Annotated in this window: 17 protein-coding genes and 1 pseudogene; 13 read left to right on the forward strand and 5 right to left on the reverse strand. The window is 66.5% G+C overall.

Annotation, left to right across the window (positions count from 1 at the left end):
- Window positions 1-172: 172 nt before the first annotated feature.
- Window positions 173-514, forward strand: coding sequence for a VOC family protein (locus tag QE393_RS21965; protein ID WP_273805793.1), 342 nt, complete (start codon window positions 173-175; stop codon window positions 512-514).
- Here the strand turns inward: QE393_RS21965 and gluQRS are convergent.
- Window positions 511-1,401 (reverse strand): tRNA glutamyl-Q(34) synthetase GluQRS, encoded by an 891-nt coding sequence (gene gluQRS, locus QE393_RS21970; protein ID WP_273805794.1) that lies wholly within the window; start codon window positions 1,399-1,401, stop codon window positions 511-513. The two genes, QE393_RS21965 and gluQRS, sit on opposite strands and share 4 nt — an antisense overlap.
- A gap of 84 nt (window positions 1,402-1,485) precedes the next feature.
- The gene (gene dksA, locus QE393_RS21975) at window positions 1,486-1,929 is read right to left on the reverse strand and encodes an RNA polymerase-binding protein DksA (protein ID WP_007159704.1); all 444 of its coding nucleotides are present in this window, start codon (window positions 1,927-1,929) and stop codon (window positions 1,486-1,488) included.
- 291 nt (window positions 1,930-2,220) lie between these two features.
- Here dksA and QE393_RS21980 point away from each other — a divergent pair, with 291 nt between their 5' ends.
- The 6 genes and pseudogenes from QE393_RS21980 (at window position 2,221) to deoA (ending at window position 8,305) form a co-directional block, all read left to right on the forward strand.
- Entirely contained in the window at window positions 2,221-3,396 is a 1,176-nt protein-coding gene (locus QE393_RS21980; protein WP_273805795.1) for a pyridoxal phosphate-dependent aminotransferase, read from the forward strand.
- Entirely contained in the window at window positions 3,393-4,118 is a 726-nt protein-coding gene (sfsA, locus tag QE393_RS21985; RefSeq protein WP_310045598.1) for a DNA/RNA nuclease SfsA, read from the forward strand. Before QE393_RS21980 ends, sfsA begins: the two co-directional genes overlap by 4 nt.
- Before the next feature lie 87 nt (window positions 4,119-4,205).
- Window positions 4,206-5,468, forward strand: coding sequence for a NupC/NupG family nucleoside CNT transporter (locus tag QE393_RS21990; protein WP_273805797.1), 1,263 nt, complete (start codon window positions 4,206-4,208; stop codon window positions 5,466-5,468).
- Window positions 5,469-5,619: 151 nt separating this feature from the next.
- Window positions 5,620-6,556, forward strand: a pseudogene (locus QE393_RS21995) (nucleoside-specific channel-forming protein Tsx).
- A 13-nt stretch (window positions 6,557-6,569) separates the two neighbouring features.
- The gene (locus QE393_RS22000; RefSeq protein WP_273805799.1) at window positions 6,570-6,983 is read left to right on the forward strand and encodes a cytidine deaminase; all 414 of its coding nucleotides are present in this window, start codon (window positions 6,570-6,572) and stop codon (window positions 6,981-6,983) included.
- Window positions 6,984-6,994: 11 nt separating this feature from the next.
- Complete coding sequence (gene deoA, locus QE393_RS22005; protein WP_310045599.1) at window positions 6,995-8,305, forward strand: thymidine phosphorylase; 1,311 nt, start codon at window positions 6,995-6,997, stop codon at window positions 8,303-8,305.
- A gap of 177 nt (window positions 8,306-8,482) precedes the next feature.
- On the opposite strand, the gene QE393_RS22010 is transcribed toward deoA, so the two are convergent.
- Together QE393_RS22010 and QE393_RS22015 are read right to left on the reverse strand one after the other, a co-directional pair.
- Complete coding sequence (locus tag QE393_RS22010; RefSeq protein ID WP_273805801.1) at window positions 8,483-9,295, reverse strand: cyclic nucleotide-binding domain-containing protein; 813 nt, start codon at window positions 9,293-9,295, stop codon at window positions 8,483-8,485.
- 130 nt (window positions 9,296-9,425) lie between these two features.
- Complete coding sequence (locus tag QE393_RS22015) at window positions 9,426-10,973, reverse strand: AAA family ATPase (RefSeq protein ID WP_310045600.1); 1,548 nt, start codon at window positions 10,971-10,973, stop codon at window positions 9,426-9,428.
- 154 nt (window positions 10,974-11,127) lie between these two features.
- Between QE393_RS22015 and mrcB the strand changes: the two genes are divergently transcribed.
- The 3 genes from mrcB to QE393_RS22030 are packed head-to-tail and all read left to right on the forward strand — an operon-like array spanning window position 11,128 to window position 14,596.
- A complete protein-coding gene (mrcB, locus tag QE393_RS22020; protein WP_273805803.1) occupies window positions 11,128-13,485 on the forward strand; it encodes a penicillin-binding protein 1B in 2,358 nt (785 codons plus the stop codon).
- Window positions 13,486-13,520: 35 nt separating this feature from the next.
- Complete coding sequence (locus tag QE393_RS22025; RefSeq protein WP_273805823.1) at window positions 13,521-14,270, forward strand: M48 family metallopeptidase; 750 nt, start codon at window positions 13,521-13,523, stop codon at window positions 14,268-14,270.
- Window positions 14,270-14,596 carry a YqcC family protein gene (locus QE393_RS22030; RefSeq protein WP_273805804.1) on the forward strand — a complete coding sequence of 109 codons (327 nt, stop codon included), beginning with the start codon at window positions 14,270-14,272 and terminating at the stop codon, window positions 14,594-14,596. Before QE393_RS22025 ends, QE393_RS22030 begins: the two co-directional genes overlap by 1 nt.
- A 1-nt stretch (window position 14,597) precedes the next feature.
- Here QE393_RS22030 and QE393_RS22035 read toward each other — a convergent pair whose 3' ends face one another.
- Window positions 14,598-15,062 carry a DUF4124 domain-containing protein gene (locus tag QE393_RS22035; protein WP_273805805.1) on the reverse strand — a complete coding sequence of 155 codons (465 nt, stop codon included), beginning with the start codon at window positions 15,060-15,062 and terminating at the stop codon, window positions 14,598-14,600.
- 398 nt (window positions 15,063-15,460) lie between these two features.
- Here QE393_RS22035 and QE393_RS22040 point away from each other — a divergent pair, with 398 nt between their 5' ends.
- From QE393_RS22040 to ilvC, 3 genes are read left to right on the forward strand one after another with little or no spacing between them, the layout of a single operon-like run.
- Window positions 15,461-17,185 (forward strand): acetolactate synthase 3 large subunit, encoded by a 1,725-nt coding sequence (locus tag QE393_RS22040; RefSeq protein WP_133861908.1) that lies wholly within the window; start codon window positions 15,461-15,463, stop codon window positions 17,183-17,185.
- A gap of 2 nt (window positions 17,186-17,187) precedes the next feature.
- A complete protein-coding gene (gene ilvN / locus QE393_RS22045; RefSeq protein ID WP_007159690.1) occupies window positions 17,188-17,679 on the forward strand; it encodes an acetolactate synthase small subunit in 492 nt (163 codons plus the stop codon).
- 26 nt (window positions 17,680-17,705) lie between these two features.
- A complete protein-coding gene (ilvC, locus tag QE393_RS22050; protein ID WP_007159689.1) occupies window positions 17,706-18,722 on the forward strand; it encodes a ketol-acid reductoisomerase in 1,017 nt (338 codons plus the stop codon).
- The last annotated feature ends 32 nt before the right edge of the window (window positions 18,723-18,754 follow it).

Raw genomic sequence — 18,754 nt, forward strand, 5'->3', positions numbered from 1 at the left:
CCCGAACGGCGATGGCGCCATGGTAAAGCAAAAGCGCTGTACCCCGGAGAGGGAGGCTTCTACCGTGACGGCATCCTTGCCCGCTGGAGATCCTCGATGACCAGGCCCCGCCTCGCTGCCGTGCTGGAAACCGCGCTCTATGCCGCCGATCTGCCCAGGGCCCGGCGCTTCTATGACGAGGGTGCTGGGCCTGGCGCCTCTGTTCACCGACGACCGTCTGGCCGCCTATGCGGTGGGCGCCAGCGTGCTGTTGCTGTTCCAGCGGGGCACTACCGAGCAACCCGTCAGGTTGCCGGGCGGCTGCATTCCTCCGCACGGCGCCCAGGGCTGTCAGCACCTGGCCCTGGCGATCGCGGCGGATGAACTGGACACCTGGATCGCGCACCTGGCAGCCGCCGGGGTCGCCATCGAGGAACGCACCCAGTGGCCACGTGGGGCGGTCAGCCTGTATTTCCGCGATCCGGACGGGCACCTGCTGGAACTGGTGACGCCCGGACTCTGGCCCAACTACTAGTCCGGCAGCTGGGCTTCGGCCAGGTGGGGCACCCGCGGGATCAGCGTGGCGTCCCAGTGGGCGACGCCCCAGGCCAGCACCCGGGTCGGGGGCTCCTCGGCCAGCGCCGGCTGGGTCGGCTGGCCCAGGGCGCGCAGGGCGCGTACCAGCAGGGCGCCGGCCTGTTCGGGTGGCAGCGGCGGCGAGCGGTAACTTTTGCCCAGCTTGTGGCCGTCGGGCTGGATCAGCAGCGGCACGTGCAGATAGCGCGGCGCCGGATGGCCGAGCAATTCCTGCAGATAGAGCTGGCGCGGCGTGGAGTCCAGCAGGTCGGCGCCCCGCACCACGTCGGTGATGCCCTGCAGGGCATCGTCCATCACCACCGCCAGCTGGTAGGCGATCAGGCCGTCGCGACGCTGGATGACGAAGTCGCCCACCTCGCGTCCCAGGTGCTGGCGGAATTCGCCCTGCACCCGGTCGACGAAGCGGTAGTCCAGCTCGGGGACGCGGATGCGGATGGCGGCGTCGGTCGCCGGCAGCCCGCGATTGCGGCAGTAGCCGGGGTAGAGCCCGCCACTGCCTTCAAGTTGCTTGCGCGAGCAGTCGCAGGCATAGGCCAGCCCGCTGGCCAGCCACTGCGCGATGACCGCGCGATAGGCGTCCAGGCGTTCGCTCTGGCGCAGCACCGGGCCGTCCCATTCGAAGCCATAGGCTTCCAGGGTAGTGAGAATGGCCGCCTGGGCGCCCGGGACCTCGCGTGGCGGATCCAGGTCTTCCATGCGCACCAGCCACTGCCCGCCCGCGGCGCGGGCATCCAGGTAGGAGGCTAGGGCGGCGACCAGCGAGCCGAAGTGCAGATAGCCGCTGGGCGTGGGGGCGAAACGGCCGACATAGGGGCGCCTGGACATAGCTCATCCTGTGAATGCCGGAAAAACCAAAATCTGAACAGAACAAAGGGCGCCGTAGCGCCCTCGTCGGTGAGGCAGCAGGACTCAGGTCCCGGTCTGCTTCTCGCGGATCTCGGCCAGGGTCTTGCAGTCGATGCACAGACTGGCGGTCGGACGGGCTTCCAGCCGGCGGATACCGATTTCCACGCCGCAGGAGTCGCACCAGCCGTATTCGTTGTCTTCGATCAGCTGCAGCGTCTCGTCGATCTTCTTGATCAGCTTGCGCTCGCGGTCGCGGGCACGCAGTTCCAGGCTGAATTCCTCTTCCTGGGTCGCGCGGTCGGCCGGGTCGGCGAAGTTGGCCGCTTCTTCCTTCATGTGGTGCACGGTGCGATCGACTTCTTCGCGCAGTTCCTGCTTCCACTTGTTCAGAATGCCGGTGAAGTGGGCGCGCATGCGCTCACTCATGTATTCCTCGCCCTTGGCAGGCTGGTAGGGTTCGTAGCCACGGGCCAGATGATTGTTCTGCTGATTTGCTTCGCTGGGCATGATTGACCCTCTCACTTTCGCTGATCCTGTCCACAGGCTGGATGCGTTTCCAGGCCTCTCCATGTTGGAACGCCCGGGGTCTGTGGCTGCCGATGACGTCCCGCGCAATGCCGACGCCAGGCTGAATATGTTCTCGACTGGCCAGTCGCCCTGCGGATGCAAGCCGGCGAACTTACCAGAAGCTTCCAGGGGGCGCTACTACTGGCCTCCCGCTCCTTGCCGACGCGGCGGGTGCCGGTCTGCGAAGCCTTGGTTAGAATCCCGCCTTCGCCACAAGTTCGGACCCCGTCCATGTCCAATTCCTACAGCGCACGCAGCCAGGCCATCGAGCCCTTCCATGTGATGGCCCTGCTGGAGCGCGCCAACCAGCTCCAGGCCGCCGGGCACGACGTCATCCACCTGGAGATCGGCGAGCCCGATTTCACCACCGCCGCCCCAGTGGTCGCCGCTGGCCAGGCCGCGCTGGCCGCCGGTCAGACCCGCTACACCGCGGCACGCGGCCTGCCGGAGTTGCGCCGCGCCATCGCCGCCTTCTATGGCGAGCGCTACGGCATCGACCTGGATCCGGAGCGGGTGCTGATCACCCCCGGCGGCTCGGGCGCCCTGCTGCTGGCCAGCGCCCTGCTGGTCGATCCCGGACGGCACTGGCTGCTGGCCGATCCCGGCTATCCCTGCAATCGGCACTTCCTGCGCCTGGTGGAGGGCGCGGCCCAGCTGATCCCGGTCGGCGCCGACACCCGCTACCAGCTCACGCCCGAGCTGGTGGAGCGGCACTGGCAGGCGGACAGCGTGGGCGCCCTGGTGGCCTCGCCGGCCAATCCGACCGGCACCCTGCTCGATCGTGACGAGCTCGCCGGGCTGTCGGCCGCCCTCAAGGCGCGTGGCGGTCACCTGGTGGTGGACGAGATCTACCACGGCCTGACCTACGGCCTGGACGCCCCCAGCGTGCTGGAGGTGGACGATTCGGCCTTCGTGCTCAACAGCTTCTCCAAGTACTTCGGCATGACCGGCTGGCGCCTTGGCTGGCTGGTGGCGCCGCCCGCCGCCGTGCCGGAGCTGGAAAAGCTGGCGCAGAATCTCTACATCAGCGCCTCCACCGTGGCGCAGCAGGCGGCCCTGGCCTGTTTTACCCCAGAGGCCATGGCCATCTTCGAGGAGCGTCGCGCCGAATTCGCCCGTCGTCGCGACTACCTGCTGCCAGCGCTGCGCGACCTGGGCTTCAGGATCGCCGTCGAGCCCCAGGGCGCCTTCTATCTCTATGCCGACATCTCCGCCTTCGGCGGCGATGCCTATGCCTTCTGCCGGTTCCTGCTGGAGACCGAGCACGTGGCCATCACCCCCGGCCTGGACTTCGGTCGCCACCGTGCCGACACCCATGTGCGCTTCGCCTACACCCAGTCGCTGCCGCGCCTGGAAGAGGCCGTCGCCCGCATCGCCCAGGGCCTGCAGCGCTGGAGTGCCCGGTGAGATTCGATCCGCCCCTGGAGGAGGGTCGCCTGCTGCGCCGCTACAAGCGTTTTCTCGCCGATATCGAGACCGCCAGCGGTGAAGTGTTGACCCTGCACTGCCCCAATACCGGGTCCATGCTCCACTGCCAGCCGGCGGGAGCCCGCGTCTGGTTCAGCCGCGCCAGCGGTCCCAAGCGCAAGCTGCCCGGCACCTGGGAACTGGTCGAGACGGATCATGGGCGCCTGGCCTGCATCAATACCGCCCGTGCCAATCGCCTGGTGGAGGAGGCCTTGCTGGCAGGCGGCATTCCCGAGCTGGCCGGCTTCACCGCCCTGCGCCGGGAGGTGGCCTACGGGCTGGAGAACAGTCGCGCCGATTTCCGCCTGGAGTATCCCGCGGGGCCGCTGTACCTGGAGGTCAAGAGCGTCACCCTGGGCTTTGCCGACACCACGGTCGCCGCCTTTCCCGATGCCGTGACCACCCGCGGGACCCGCCATCTGCGCGAGCTGGCGGCCCTGGCCGCGGCCGGCGAGCGGGCGGTGCTGCTCTATTGCGTGCTGCTCGACGGCATCGAGGCGGTGCGCCCGGCGGCGGAAATCGATGCCGCCTATGCCCTGGCCCTGGGCGAAGCCCGTCGGCAGGGCGTGCAGGTGCTGGCTTATGGGGCATGGCTCTCGCCCGCAGGTCTGCAACTGGACCGACCGCTACGCCTCGCTGACTGGGCAGTCACAAAAAGCTGATCGCCTGGACAGGATCTGGCAGGCGCCTTGCTTACGGATATCGCCCATTGATCGCCGCTATCGGGCGATCCTGTCAGGAGTCTCTTGATGATCTCTGTGCTGGGCATGCTGTTGCTGGTGGCCATCGCCATCCTCTTCTCCCGCCAGCGGCGCGCCATTCGCGTGCGTACCGTGCTCGCGGCCTTTCTGTTGCAGGCGGGACTCGGTCTGTTCGTCCTCTACATTCCCTGGGGCCAGCAGGTGCTCGGCAGCGTCTCCGGGGCCGTCTCTTCGCTGCAGCTCTATGCCGACAAGGGCATCGAATTCCTCTTCGGCGGCCTCGCCGGGCCGAGGATGTTCGAGTACTTCGGTAACGGCGGCTTCGTTTTCGCCGTGCGGGTGCTGCCCCTGATCGTGTTCTTCGGCAGCCTGATCGCGGTGCTCTACTACCTGGGCATCATGGGCTGGATCATCCGCCTGGTGGGCGGAGCGCTACACGCGTTGCTCGGCACCAGCCGGGTGGAATCCACCACGGTCACCGCGACCCTGTTCCTCGGCCAGTCGGAAATGCCGCTGGTGGTGCGGCCCTTCATCGCCGATCTCACCCGTTCGGAGCTGTTCGCCATCATGGTCGGCGGTTTCGCCGCGGTGGCCGGTTCGGTGCTGCTGGGCTACGCCGGCATGGGCGTGGAACTCAAGTACCTGATTGCCGCCAGCTTCATGGCCGCCCCGGGCGGACTGCTGATGGCCAAACTGATGGAGCCGGAGACCGAGCAGCCGCGCGACCAGGCCATGAAGACCCTGGGGGAAGGGGAAGAGCGCCCGGCCAACGTCATAGACGCAGCTGCGGAAGGCGCCCAGGTCGGCCTGCGCATCGCCCTGGCGGTCGGTGCCATGCTGCTGGCCTTCATCGCCCTGATCGCCCTGCTCAACGGCATCCTCGGCTGGTGCGGCGCCTGGTTCGGCCTGCCGCAGCTGAGCATGCAGCTGGTACTGGGCTATCTGCTGGCGCCGGTGGCCTTCCTCATCGGCGTGCCCTGGAGCGAGGCGGTGCAGGCCGGTGGCTTCATCGGCCAGAAGCTGGTGCTCAACGAATTCGTCGCCTACGCCGATCTCTCGACCTACCTGGACCCGGTCAAGTCGGCGGCGGCTGGCGTCCAGCCGCTCTCGGCGCACACCCAGGTCATCGTCACCTTCGCCCTCTGCGGCTTCGCCAATCTCTCTTCCATCGCCATCCAGCTCGGCGGCCTGGGCGGCATCGCCCCCCAGCGGCGTCACGAACTGGCTCAGCTGGGCCTGCGCGCCATGCTCGGCGGCACCCTGGCCAACCTGATGAGCGCGGCCCTGGCCGGCTTCTTCATCGGCCTCTAGGTCGATGTCGATTGGACCATCCGGTCCACTTTATGGTGCACAGCTGGCCTGGGTGCGCCAAAACGTAACAGCGGATGACCGTGGCGTGCGCCTGCTTCGCCGCCACGCGTTGTCCGCGGCTTCTCAAGGCTTTCGTTCAGGACCCCCTCTCATGACGTTTTCCCGCCTCCGTCGCGCGCGCCTCGGCGCGCTACCGCTCCTGTTCTGCTGCAGCGCCCAGCTGCTGGCCGCTCCCGCCGTCGCTACCGACAGCGCCCAGGGCGAGACCGCCAGTCCTGCCGCGCAACAGACGGAAAATCGCTCCCCCTATCTGTCGTCCTGGTACAACCAGGATCTGACCCTGATCGGCAGCAAGGACATCAGCTTCGGCCCGCAGCCCGTGGATGACGTCTATCTGGAGTACGAGTACTTCGGCCGCAAGGGGCCCTTCGAACTCTATGGCTACATCGACGTGCCCAGGGTGCTGGGCATCGGCAACAGCCATGACTCCGGCGTCTGGGACCGCGGTTCACCCCTGTTCATGGAGCACGAGCCGCGGATTTCCCTCGATCACGCTCACCGGCCGCTCACTGGCCTTCGGGCCGTTCAAGGAGTGGTACCTGGCCTTTGACTGGATCTACGACCACGGCAGTAGCCAGGCCAGTCGGCAGAACACCCTCTACGCCGGCTTAGGTACCGACATCGAGACCCATACCCCAGTACTGCTGTCCGCCAACCTGTACGGCCGTCGCCAATGGGAAAACTATGGCGCCGCCAACGAGAATTCCTGGGACGGCTATCGGGCCCAGCTCAAGTACATCTGGCCGCTGGCCAGGTTCGACAACGGCGCCTCCCTGACCTATGTCGGCTTCACCAACTTCGATTTCGGCTCGAAGCTGGGCGACGAGCCGGGTCGAACGGCCAATGCCACCGTGTCCACCAATGTGCTGCTCTATGCCTTCACCCACCTGCGCTTCATGTTCGCCGCGCGGCACTTCCACAATGGCGGCAACTGGCGCGACGGCACCGAGCTGAACTTTGGCGAGGGCGCCTTCGAGGGTCGCTCCAACGGCTGGGGCTACTATGTGGGGGTGGGTTATCAATTCTGATCTGGAGACTGACATGAGCACCAACCTGCCTGCGCACCTGGCCGCACTGCTTCCGGAAGCGGTCGCTGCAGCCGAGCGCGCCTACTGTCCGCATTCGGAATTTCCCGTGGGCGCCGCCCTGCTGACCGCCGAAGGCGAGGTCATCCATGGCTGCAACGTGGAAAACATCTCCTACGGCCTGACCAACTGCGCCGAGCGCAGCGCCCTGTTTGCCGCCATCAGCCGGGGCCTGCCGCCGCGCAGCTTCACCGCCATGGCCATCCATGCGCCGGGCGTCCCCCTGATCAGTCCCTGCGGCGCCTGCCGCCAGGTGCTGCTGGAGCTGATGGCGCCCGACGCGACCATCGTCTGCAGCGGCAGCGAACCCGGCCGTACCCGTACCTGGACCCTGGCCGAGCTGCTGCCCGGCGCCTTCGAAGACTTCTAAGGAGTCCGCCCATGTGGCTCGCCCAGGAAGTGATCCGCCAGAAGCGCGATGGCCTGGAGGTGTCCGCTGCGGACCTCCAGCGCCTGGTCAGCGGCATCGTCGATGACAGCCTCAGCGAAGGCCAGATCGCCGCCTTCGCCATGGCTACCCTGCTGCGCGGCATGACCGCTGCGGAGCGCACCACCCTGACCCTGGCCATGCGCGACAGCGGCCAGGTGTTGCAATGGGACCTGCCGGGGCCGGTGGTGGACAAGCATTCCACCGGCGGCGTGGGCGATCTCACCAGCCTGGTGCTGGCGCCGCTGCTCGCCGCCTGTGGCTGCCATGTGCCGATGATCTCCGGGCGCGGCCTGGGCCATACCGGCGGCACCCTCGACAAGCTGGAGAGCATTCCCGGCTATCGCATCCGTCCCGGCCTGGCGCGCTTTCGCCAGGTGGTGGCCGAGGTGGGTTGCGCCATCGTCGGTCCGGACGCCGATCTGGCCCCGGCCGATCGGCGCCTCTATGCCATCCGCGACGTCACCGCCACGGTGGAATCGGTGGACCTGATCACCGCCTCCATCCTGGCCAAGAAACTGGCCGCCGGCCTGGACGTGCTGGTCATGGACGTCAAGACCGGCGGCGGCGCCTTCATGGCCGAGCAGCAAGCCGCCCTGCGCCTGGCCGACAGCATCGTCGAGGTCGCCGAAGCGGCAGGGGTCCGTACCCGTGCCCTGGTCACCGACATGGGCCAGCCCCTGGCGCGCAGCGCCGGCAATGCCCTGGAGGTGGAAGAGGCCATCGCCCTGCTGGCCGGCGAGGTGCGCAGCGCGCGCCTCTGGCAGGTGATCCAGGCGCTAGCCGGGGAAGCGCTGCAACTGGCCGGGTTGGCCGGCGATGCCAGCGCGGCCGAGCGCCTGGTGCTGGAGGCCTGGCGGAGCGGCGCCGCCCTGGCGCGTTTCGCGGCGATGAACCAGGCCCTGGGCGGTCCGTCCGACCTGACCGAGCGGCCCTGGCAGCATCTGCCTCGGGCTCCGGTGGTGCGCGCCGTCCATCCTGCACGCCCGGGCTGGGTGCAGCAGGTCGATACCCGCGCCCTCGGGCTGCTGGTGGTCGAACTGGGTGGCGGTCGACAGCGCCCGGAAGATGAGGTGGACCCCGCCGTAGGCCTGGCTGATCTGGCATTGCCCGGCGAGCGGGTGGATCAGGATCGGCCGCTGGGGCTGGTCCATGCTCGCGATACCGCCAGCGCAGCGCGGGCCGTCGCGCAGCTGCAGGCGGCCTATGTCCTGGGTGAGGAACGACTGCCAGAACGTGCGCCGCCCGTGCTGGATCGACGCTAGCGCCGGATTTCAGGCAAAAAAAGACCCGGCAGAGCCGGGTCCAAAACCGTGATTAGCCTGATGAGGAGATAACCCGAAGACCACTGCTGGACCTCCAGTTATCGACCGATCTCGCGACCGGCTGAGTTGAATAATAACAATTCTCATTCCATCGTCAAGCGTATTCGAGAATATTTCTTAATTACTGCTAGTGGGGCGCTCCGGGGCACTGCGCAGGCGGGTGACTTCCTTGTTCAGCGTATCGATATGGCGCGCCATGTTCTCGATCAGGCTGTGGGCGATGCGCGGGGTGGTCTCCATCAGCGAGACGAATTGATCCTGGGGAATCACCAGCACGGTGCAGACGGTCTTGGCGATGACGCTGGCGGTACGCGGCGTATGGGTGAAGACCGCCAGGGCGCCGACGATCTCGTCCTGGCAGACCTCGCCGACCTTGCAGCCATCCACCCAGGCCTCGGCATGGCCTTCGGTGATGACGAAGACATGCTCGGCGGAGTCGCCCTGGCGGATGATGACCTCGCCGGCGGCATAGCGACGGAAGCCGGTCGCCGGCTGGGTGACCGGCGGCTTGAGCCGGATCAGCGCCTGGGCCAGCAGCGACTGCTGGCCCAGCATGTACCTCAGCAGGGCATCGCGCTGGACCGGTGTGGCGGTGGCCGCCGCGAGAAAGGTCTCGCGGTCATAGGGCAGCACCCGCACGTCGGCCTCGCCTTCGTAGTTGAGGGGCGGCAGATCCAGGGTGCGCCCCAGGCCGATCAGATCGCCCTCGCCGAGCTGGAACAGTGCCCGCTGATCCAGCACCACCCGCAGCGGGCCGCGCTGGATCAGATAGACCTCGTCATTGCGCATCCAGTCCTGCAGCAGGGCGGCGGGACTCAGCTGCAGGGGCTGCCGACTCGGCGCCACACCACTGACCAGCCGCGCCGGAATGGCCTGCAGCGCCTGACGCAGCTGATCGACATAGGGAGGCTGATCGCCGATGAGGTACATGGTGCCAATTCCTTCTTGTTACGCAGAGGTTGTGACGTGGGTCGCACGATAAGCCGCTCGTCGGCGACCGTAAATCCACAACTCCGCGAGCTGTGACGGAACGCTTGTTCTGCCTCCCGGGAGGTCGCGGTCAGACCGGCGCGCGACCCAGGCGGCGCAGCAGTCGAGCCGGTAGGGCCTCCAGCTGTCCCGCGCGCTCCAGTTCCACCACCAGTGCCCGATCCTGCTCGGCGGGTTCGAGCGGATCCTGCGCCTGGCGCTGGGCCGCCACCACCGCAAGGGTGGCTTCGGAGGGATCGGTCCCCTCGGCCTGGCGCTCCTGCAGCCAGCGGGCGATGAGTTCGTCGTCCGCCTGGCAGTCGATGATCAGCAGGGGGGCGGCCTGGGCTTCGGTCAGGGCCTGGGCCGCGGCGCGCTGGGCCTGCTTGAGATAGGTGGCGTCGAGCACCAGCGGATAGCCAGCCGCCAGCACCTGGGCGCCGATCTCGTGCAGTCGCGCATAGGTGGCTTCGCCGGCTGCGGCGCTGTAACGGGTGGCTTCGTCGCTATCGACATAGAGGCGCTGGCGCTCGACATCGGATCTCAGGCGAATGGCGCCGAGCGCCTCGACCAGGGCCAGGGCCACGGTGCTCTTGCCGATGCCCGAGACGCCGTGCATCACCGCCGCGAAGGGCTGAGGCACCTGGGTGTAGCCCTCGGCCAGGGCCGTGTAGCTGCGATAGCTGGCGAGGATCTCGGCCCGTAGCGCCGGCTCCTCGGCCTGGCCCAGGCGGAACAGGGCGATCTTGGCGCGCACCATGGCGCGATAGGCCTTGTAGAAGTAGAGCAGGGCAAGACCGGCATAGTCGCCGGTCGCCTCGAAGTAGGCGTTGACGAATCTGTTGCTCAGCGCCTTGAGGCCACGGTCTTCCAGGTCCATGGCCAGGAAGCCGGCATCGCCCATGGTGTCGGTCAGGCGGAAGGGCTCGTTGAACTCGATGCAGTCGAACAGCACCACCTCGCCGTCGAGCAGGGTGGCGTTGGCCAGGTGGATGTCGCCATGGCATTCGCGGATGAAGCCGTCCCGGCAGCGGGCCTCGAACAGCGGCAGGAGGCGGGCGTAGCTGGCTTCGGCCCAGGCTTCCAGCTGGTCGAGCTGCTTGAGGTCGGCCGCCTCGCCGAGCATGGCGCGGATCTGCTCGAAATTCTGCCGTACCGGCGCCATGGCCGCGTCCGGGGTGCACAGCGGATGCTCGGTCGCCACCTGGGGCGCTGCCAGGTGGAAGCGGGCGATCTGGGCGGCCAGGGCATCGATGTGCGCCTCGGTCAGTTCGCCGCGCTGCTGCACTTCGCTGAGTAGCTGGCTCTGGGGGAATTCGCGCATGCGCAGGGCGTATTCGATCACCGGACCGCTGCCATCCAGCTCGGGGGCACCTTCGCTGCCGGTGATGGCCACCACGTCCCGGTAGAGATCGCGGGTCAGGCGCTGATTGAGTCGCAGCTCCTCACGGCAGAAGTGGCCGCGGGCCTCCAGGTCGGTGAAGTCGAGGAAACCGAAATTCACCGGCTTCTTGATCTTGTAGGCGACCTCGCCGGTCAGCACGACCCAGGAAATATGGGTTTCGATCACCCGGAACGCCGAGGTGGGATGGGGATAGAGCGCCGGGTTCTGCAGGGCGGAAATCAGGAGCTGGCTCACGGGCGGTCCTTGTAGGAAATGGATGGCGGCATTATCGCTGCCAGGGCGGTCCACGCAAGCCACGACACCGGGAAGGGGGCATCCTTTGACCCCAGCTGACGAAGCGCTTGTGGGCCGCTGTCGGCCAACGGGCAAGTGCGTATAATGCGCCGCCATGAAGCGACCCCGATCCTCTCGTTCCCGCAAGCGCAAGACCTTTGACTGGCGCCGCCTGTCCGGCTGGGCAGTCAAGCTTGGTCTGGTCGCGCTGGTAGCCCTGGCTGGCGTATGCATCTATCTGGATGCCGTGGTCCAGGAAAAATTCTCCGGCAAGCGCTGGACCATCCCGGCCAAGGTCTATGCCCGACCGCTGGAATTGTTCAATGGCGTCAAGCTCAGCCGTGACGACTTCCTCACCGAACTGGATGCCCTCGGCTATCGCCGCGAGAAGACCGTGGACGGCCCCGGCAGCGTCTCCGTGGGCGCCTCCACGGTCGAGCTGAACACCCGTGGCTTCCAGTTCTACGAAGGCGTCGAGCCGGCGCGAGCGATCCGCGTGCGCTTCGCCGGCGGCACCGTCTCCGGCGTCAGCGCCCTGGATGGCAGCAACCTGGCCGTGGCCCGCCTGGAGCCGCTGATGATCGGCGGCATCTATCCGGCGCATAACGAGGATCGCATCCTAATCAAGCTCGACCAGGCGCCGCCGCACCTAGTCGATGGCCTGGTGGCCGTCGAGGACCGCGAGTTCTGGCATCACCATGGCGTATCGCCCAAGTCCATCGCTCGCGCCGTCTGGGTCAACGCCACCAGCGGCCAGGTCCGCCAGGGTGGCAGTACCCTGACCCAGCAGCTGGTCAAGAACTTCTACCTCACCAACGAGCGCAGCATCACCCGCAAGGGCACCGAAGCCTTGATGGCGCTGCTGCTGGAGCTGCACTACAGCAAGCAGGAGATCCTCGAGGCCTATCTCAACGAGGTGTTCCTCGGTCAAGATGGCTCGCGCGCCATCCACGGCTTCGGTCTGGCCGCCCAGTACTTCTTCGGCCAGCCCTTCAGCGAACTGAAACTGCATCAGGTCGCCCTGCTGGTCGGTCTGGTGAAGGGCCCGTCCTACTACAACCCGCGTCGCTATCCCGAGCGCGCCATGGCCCGCCGCAACCTGGTACTCGACCTCATGGCCGAGCAGGGCGTGGTCAGCGCCACCGAGGCCGAGGCTGCCAAGGCCCGCCCGCTGGGCATCACCAAGGCCGGCAGCCTGACCAACAGCTCCTTCCCGGCCTTCGTCGACCTGGTCAAGCGCCAGCTCAAGCAGGACTACCGCGACGAAGACCTCACCGAGGAAGGGCTGCGCATCTTCACCAGCTTCGACCCCATCCTGCAGACCAAGGCCGAAGCGGCCATGGGCGAGGCCATGAAGCGCATCGATGGCCGCAAGGGTGCGGAAAACGTCGAGTCGGCCATGGTGGTGACCAATCCGGAAACCGGTGAGGTCCAGGCGCTGCTGGGCGGTCGCGATCCGCGCTTCGCCGGCTACAACCGTGCCCTCGATGCGGTGCGCCAGGTCGGTTCGCTGATCAAGCCGGCGGTCTATCTCACCGCCCTGGAACGCCCCAGCAAGTACACCCTGACCACCCTGATCCAGGACGAGCCCTTCTCGGTGAAAGGCGCCGACGGCCAAGTCTGGCGGCCGCAGAACTACGAGCACAAGGCGCACGGCACCATCTTCCTCTATCAGGGGCTGGCGCATTCCTACAACCTCTCCACGGCACGCCTGGGCCTGGACCTGGGACTGCCCGAGGTGCTCAAGACCGTCGAGCGCCTGGGTGTGAGTCGCGCCCTGCCACCTTATCCGGCGACCCTGCTCGGCGCCGGCGCCCTGACGCCCATGGAAGTGGCGACCATGTACCAGACGTTGGCCAACGGCGGCTTCAATACGCCACTGCGCAGCATCCGCAGTGTGCTCGATGCCAATGGCGAGCCGCTCAAGCGCTATCCGTTCCAGATCGAGCAGCGCTTCGATACCGGCGCCATCTATCTGGTGCAGTACGCCATGCAGCGTGTCATGCGCGAGGGCACCGGCCGCTCGGTCTACAACCAGATCCCCACCAGCGTGAACCTGGCGGGCAAGACCGGTACCACCAACGATTCCCGCGACAGCTGGTTCTCCGGCTTCAGCCAGGATCTGCTGGCGGTGGTCTGGCTGGGTCGTGACGACAACGGCAAGACACCGCTGACCGGTGCCACCGGCGCCCTGCAGGTCTGGAGCAACTTCATGCGCCGCGCCGATCCGGTCTCCCTGGATATGCCGGTGCCGGAAAACATCACCCAGGCCTGGGTCGATGCCACCACCGGCCGCGGCACGGATCCCTCGTGTCCCAATGCCGTGCAGATGCCTTATATTCGCGGCAGCGAGCCGCCACCGGGCGCCTCCTGTGGTGCACCGGCCGCACCCGCCGCCGCCGGCGGCAACGGCAACGGCAACGGCAACAGCGGCAGTCCGGTCATGGATTGGGTCAAGGGTTGGTTGAATTGAGAGGTCCCAAGGTGACGAAAGCAGTCTGGCCGGTGATGATCGCCGGTGTTCTCCTCGCCGGTTGCGCCGCGCCGCAGCGTGGCGCCATCCCCGTGGTCGATTCCGGCGGTCCGGTATCCAACGGCGAACTCTATCGCCAGGGCAACAACCGGCCCCTGCCGGCGCAGCGCCAGGCTCCGGTGGCCGCAGCGCCCAGCGCGCCGGCCGATGCCGGGGTGACCGTCATGGTGCCGGGTGGCAGTTCCGCGCCCCTGGAGACCTATGCCGCACCGGCGGCCTCGGCGCCGCTGATCACCTCGTCCAGTCCCAGCGCGCCGCCCGTCCAGGCGCCGGTGCAGCCGAGTTATTCGCAGCCGGTCTATCCGCCCGCCACTCAGGGCGCCGCAGCTGCCAACAGCGCACCGACTGGTATCCCCTCCGGCAGCAATTCCACGGGCGGCGGCCTGGCTGCCGACGAGCAGCTCGACGGTCCGGTGCTGGCCCTGCTGACCACTGCCCAGCAACAGCAGGGTGGTGGCGATCTCAACGGCGCCTCCTCGAGTCTGGAGCGCGCCATGCGCATCGCCCCCCGCGAGCCCCAGGTGCTCTATCGCCTGGCCCAGGTGCGCCTGGCGCAGAACGATCCCGCCCAGGGCGAGCAACTGGCCCGTCGCGCCCTGACCTATGCCAATGGTCGTCCGGCCCTGCAGGCCAGTCTCTGGCAGCTGATCGCCCAGGCCCGCGAAGCCCAGGGCGATGCCTCCGGGGCCGCCCTGGCCCGGCAGAAGGCGCAGGTGGGTACCTGATGGACGAGCGCCTGCCCGCCCTGGCCGATCAGCTGCTGCAGATCGAGCGTGAATTGCGCCTGCTCGGCTGGTGGTCGGCGCAGGCGCCAAGCGCCGAGGCCCTGGCCAGCCAGGAGCCCTTCTGCGTCGATACCCTGAGCTTCGCCCAGTGGCTGCAGTGGATCTTCGTGCCACGGATGAAGCTGATCATCGAAAGCGATGCGGTCCTGCCGGCGCGCTCGGGCATCCGACCGATGGCCGAGATGGTCTACCAGGGCAATCTCGATCCGGTCCTGTCCCTGCTCGCGTCCCTGGCCGAATTCGACCGCATCATCGAAGGCCCCTGAGCTACTTGCCGCAGTTCTGCTCGATGGACAGCTGGGTCTCGGCCAGCCGCTGCTGACGTTCCTCTTCGCTCAGCCGCCGCGTCTCGCCACGACCGGACTGCACCAGGATGCGCGGATTGTTGCGCAGCTGCGCCAGATTCTGGCGCGCCTGGTCGCACTGCCCCTTGAGCTTGTTCTGCTCCTCGCGTACCTGCGCCTTCACCTGGCGATCCAGCTCCTGCTGCTGGGCATCGTTGGACACCGACGGCTGCTGGGCGCCGTTGGGCATCTTGTAGGTGGGCGCATTGCCACCGCCATTGATCTGCGGCGCCGTCTTCACGTCCACCTCGTTGGCCTTCTGGCCCTCGGGCGGCTGGGCACTGAAATGGGTGACGCCCTTGTCGTCGGTCCACTTGTAGACCTGCGCGGCCTGGACGGACAGGCTGCAGGCGAAAGCCAGGGCGGAAAGCCAGAAGATCGAGCGCATGGGAATCCTGGAAGGGGAGAGGACAGGACTTCACTATAAGAGGAGACGTCGACCTTTTCATCACGACTGATCGCCGACGACCGATTGCGCCCGGTTGCACCTTTCGGCTTGACTTGCACCGGTCGAATGCGAACAATCCAAAGTTCGCTGTAGCGAGTCGGCCCAAAGCTGACTGCTCGGCAGACCATGAGGTGCCTACCCGCGCCGCCACAGTCAAATACCCTGCACCGCGTTACCTCGCGTCGGGTGGAAGCTCCAGCATTCATCGGAATCTTCCAACAAGGCTTTCTAGGCAGCTGAATCGTCGGTGACCACCGTCGCCCATGCTCTGCCTTGCAGTCAACCGAACCTTGAGCGTCCACCAATGGGCGCTCGCCATGCGTGGAATGAGGTGATACGTGGAGCTATTAACTGGCGCTGAGATGGTCGTCCGCTTCTTGCGCGACGAGGGCGTGAAACACATCTACGGGTACCCGGGCGGTGCCCTGCTGCACATCTACGACGCCCTGTTCAAGGAACCGGCGCTCAACCACATCCTGGTTCGTCACGAGCAGGCCGCCACCCACATGGCCGACGGCTATGCCCGCGCCACCGGCAAGGCCGGCGTGGTCCTGGTGACCTCCGGCCCCGGTGCGACCAACGCCATCACCGGCATCGCCACCGCCTACATGGACTCCATCCCCATGGTGGTCCTGTCCGGGCAGGTGCCGAGCAACATGGTGGGCACCGATGCCTTCCAGGAAACCGACATGGTCGGCATCTCCCGGCCGATCGTGAAGCACAGCTTCATCATCAAGCACCCCTCCGAGATCCCCGAAGTCCTCAAGAAGGCCTTCTACCTCGCCGAGTCCGGGCGTCCCGGTCCGGTGGTGGTCGACATCCCCAAGGACATGGGCGATCCGACCAAGAAATTCGAATACGTCTATCCGAAGAAGATCAAGCTGCGCTCCTACAATCCGGCGCAACGCGGTCATTCCGGGCAGATCCGCAAGGCCATCGAGATGCTGGTGGCGGCCAAGCGCCCGGTTCTCTACGCCGGTGGCGGGGTCATCCTCGGTGGCGCCTCCGCGGCCCTGACCGAGCTGGCGCGCCTGCTCAACCTGCCGGTCACCAATACCCTGATGGGGCTCGGCGGCTATCCGGGCAGCGATCGCCAGTTCCTCGGCATGCTCGGCATGCACGGCAGCTACCCGGCCAACCTGGCCATGCACCACAGCGACGTCATCCTCGCCGTGGGCGCGCGTTTCGATGACCGCGTCATCAACGGCGCCACGCGCTTCTGCCCGAACGCCAAGATCATCCACGTCGACATCGACCCGGCGTCGATCTCCAAGACCATCAAGGCCGACGTGCCCATCGTCGGTCCGGTCGACAGTGTCCTCACCGAGATGGTCGCCGTGGTCCGCGAGCTGAGCGAGAAGCCCCACGCCGAAAGCCAGGCCGCCTGGTGGAAGCAGATCGAGGAATGGCGTGGCGGTCGCGAGATGTTCCCCTACGACAAGGGCGACGGCAGCATCATCAAGCCGCAGACCGTCATCGAGACCCTGTACGACGTCACCGCGGGCGATGCCTACATCACCTCCGACGTGGGCCAGCACCAGATGTTCGCTGCCCAGTACTACCGCTACGACAAGCCCAATCGCTGGATCAACTCCGGTGGCCTCGGCACCATGGGCTTCGGCTTCCCGGCAGCCATGGGCGTCAAGCTCAACTTCCCGGACGCCGACGTCGCCTGCGTCACCGGCGAAGGCAGCGTGCAGATGAACATCCAGGAACTCTCCACCTGCATGCAGTACGACCTGCCGGTGAAGATCGTCTGCCTCAACAATGGCGCCCTGGGCATGGTCCGCCAGTGGCAGGACATGCAGTACAGCAGCCGCTACTCCCACTCCTACATGGAATCCCTGCCGGACTTCGTCAAGCTGGCCGAGGCCTATGGCCACGTCGGCATGCGCATCGAGCGTCTGGAAGACCTCAAGCCGATGATGGCCGAGGCCTTCGCCATGAAGAATCGCCTGGTCTTCCTCGACATCGCCGTGGACAACACCGAACACGTCTACCCGATGCAGATCAAGGATGGCGCGATGCGCGACATGTGGCTGAGCAAGACGGAGCGGACCTGAACATGAGACACATCATCTCCCTGCTGCTGGAAAACGAGCCCGGCGCCCTGTCCCGCGTGGTCGGCCTGTTTTCCCAGCGCAACTACAACATCGAAAGCCTCACGGTCGCCGCGACCGAAGACCCGACCCTGTCGCGCCTGACCCTGACCACCATCGGCCAGGAAGAGACGGTCGAGCAGATCACCAAGAACCTCAACAAGCTCATCGAGGTGGTGAAACTGGTCAACCTGTCCGAAAGCGCCCACATCGAGCGCGAACTCCTGCTGATCAAGGTCAAGGCCACCGGCGCCCAGCGCGCCGAGGTCAAGCGCACCACTGATATCTTTCGCGGCCAGATCGTCGATGTCGGCAGCAGCGTGTATACCATTCAGCTGGCGGGCACCAGCGAGAAGATCGACAGCTTCATCCAGGCGATCGGCGCCGCGTCCATCCTCGAGGTGGTGCGTAGCGGCGTGACCGGAATTTCCCGTGGCGACAAAGCCCTGAGCATCTGATACCCCCTTTTCCAGGAGAACCTGCAATGCGCGTTTACTACGACAAAGACTGTGACCTTTCCATCATCCAGGGCAAGAAGGTCGCCATCATCGGCTACGGCTCCCAGGGCCACGCCCACGCCTGCAACCTGAAGGACTCCGGCGTCGACGTCGTCGTCGGCCTGCGCAGTGGCTCGGCCACCGTGGCCAAGGCCGAGGCCCATGGCCTGACCGTCAAGCCGGTCAAGGACGCGGTCGCCTCCGCCGACGTGGTCATGATCCTGACCCCCGACGAATTCCAGTCCAAGCTGTACAAGGACGAGATCGAGCCGAACCTGAAGCAGGGCGCCACCCTGGCCTTCGCCCACGGTTTCGCCATCCACTACAACCAGGTCGTGCCCCGTGCTGATCTGGACGTCATCATGATCGCCCCCAAGGCCCCGGGTCACACCGTGCGTTCCGAGTTCGTCAAGGGCGGCGGCATCCCTGACCTGGTCGCCGTCCACCAGGACGCTTCCGGCAATGCCAAGAACGTCGCCCTGTCCTACGCCTGCGGCGTCGGCGGTGGCCGTACCGGCATCATCGAGACCACCTTCAAGGACGAGACCGAAACCGACCTGTTCGGCGAGCAGGCCGTGCTGTGCGGTGGTGCGGTCGAGCTGGTCAAGGCCGGTTTCGAAACCCTGGTCGAAGCCGGCTATGCGCCGGAAATGGCCTATTTCGAGTGCCTGCACGAGCTGAAGCTGATCGTCGACCTCATGTACGAAGGCGGCATCGCCAACATGAACTACTCGATCTCCAACAACGCCGAGTACGGCGAGTACGTGACCGGCCCCGAGGTGATCAACGCCGAATCGCGCGCCGCCATGAAGAATGCGCTCAAGCGCATCCAGAACGGCGAATACGCCAAGATGTTCGTGGCCGAGGGCGCGTCCAACTACGCCTCCATGACCGCCTACCGTCGCAACAACGCGGCTCACCCGATCGAGCAGGTCGGCGAGAAGCTGCGGGCCATGATGCCCTGGATCGCGTCGAACAAGATCGTCGACAAGACCAAGAACTGATCGGGCAGGGCGTCAGCCCTGTAACGAACGGT

Source organism: Pseudomonas sp. SORGH_AS_0211 (assembly GCF_031453455.1).
Taxonomy (GTDB): domain Bacteria; phylum Pseudomonadota; class Gammaproteobacteria; order Pseudomonadales; family Pseudomonadaceae; genus Chryseomonas; species Chryseomonas aestiva.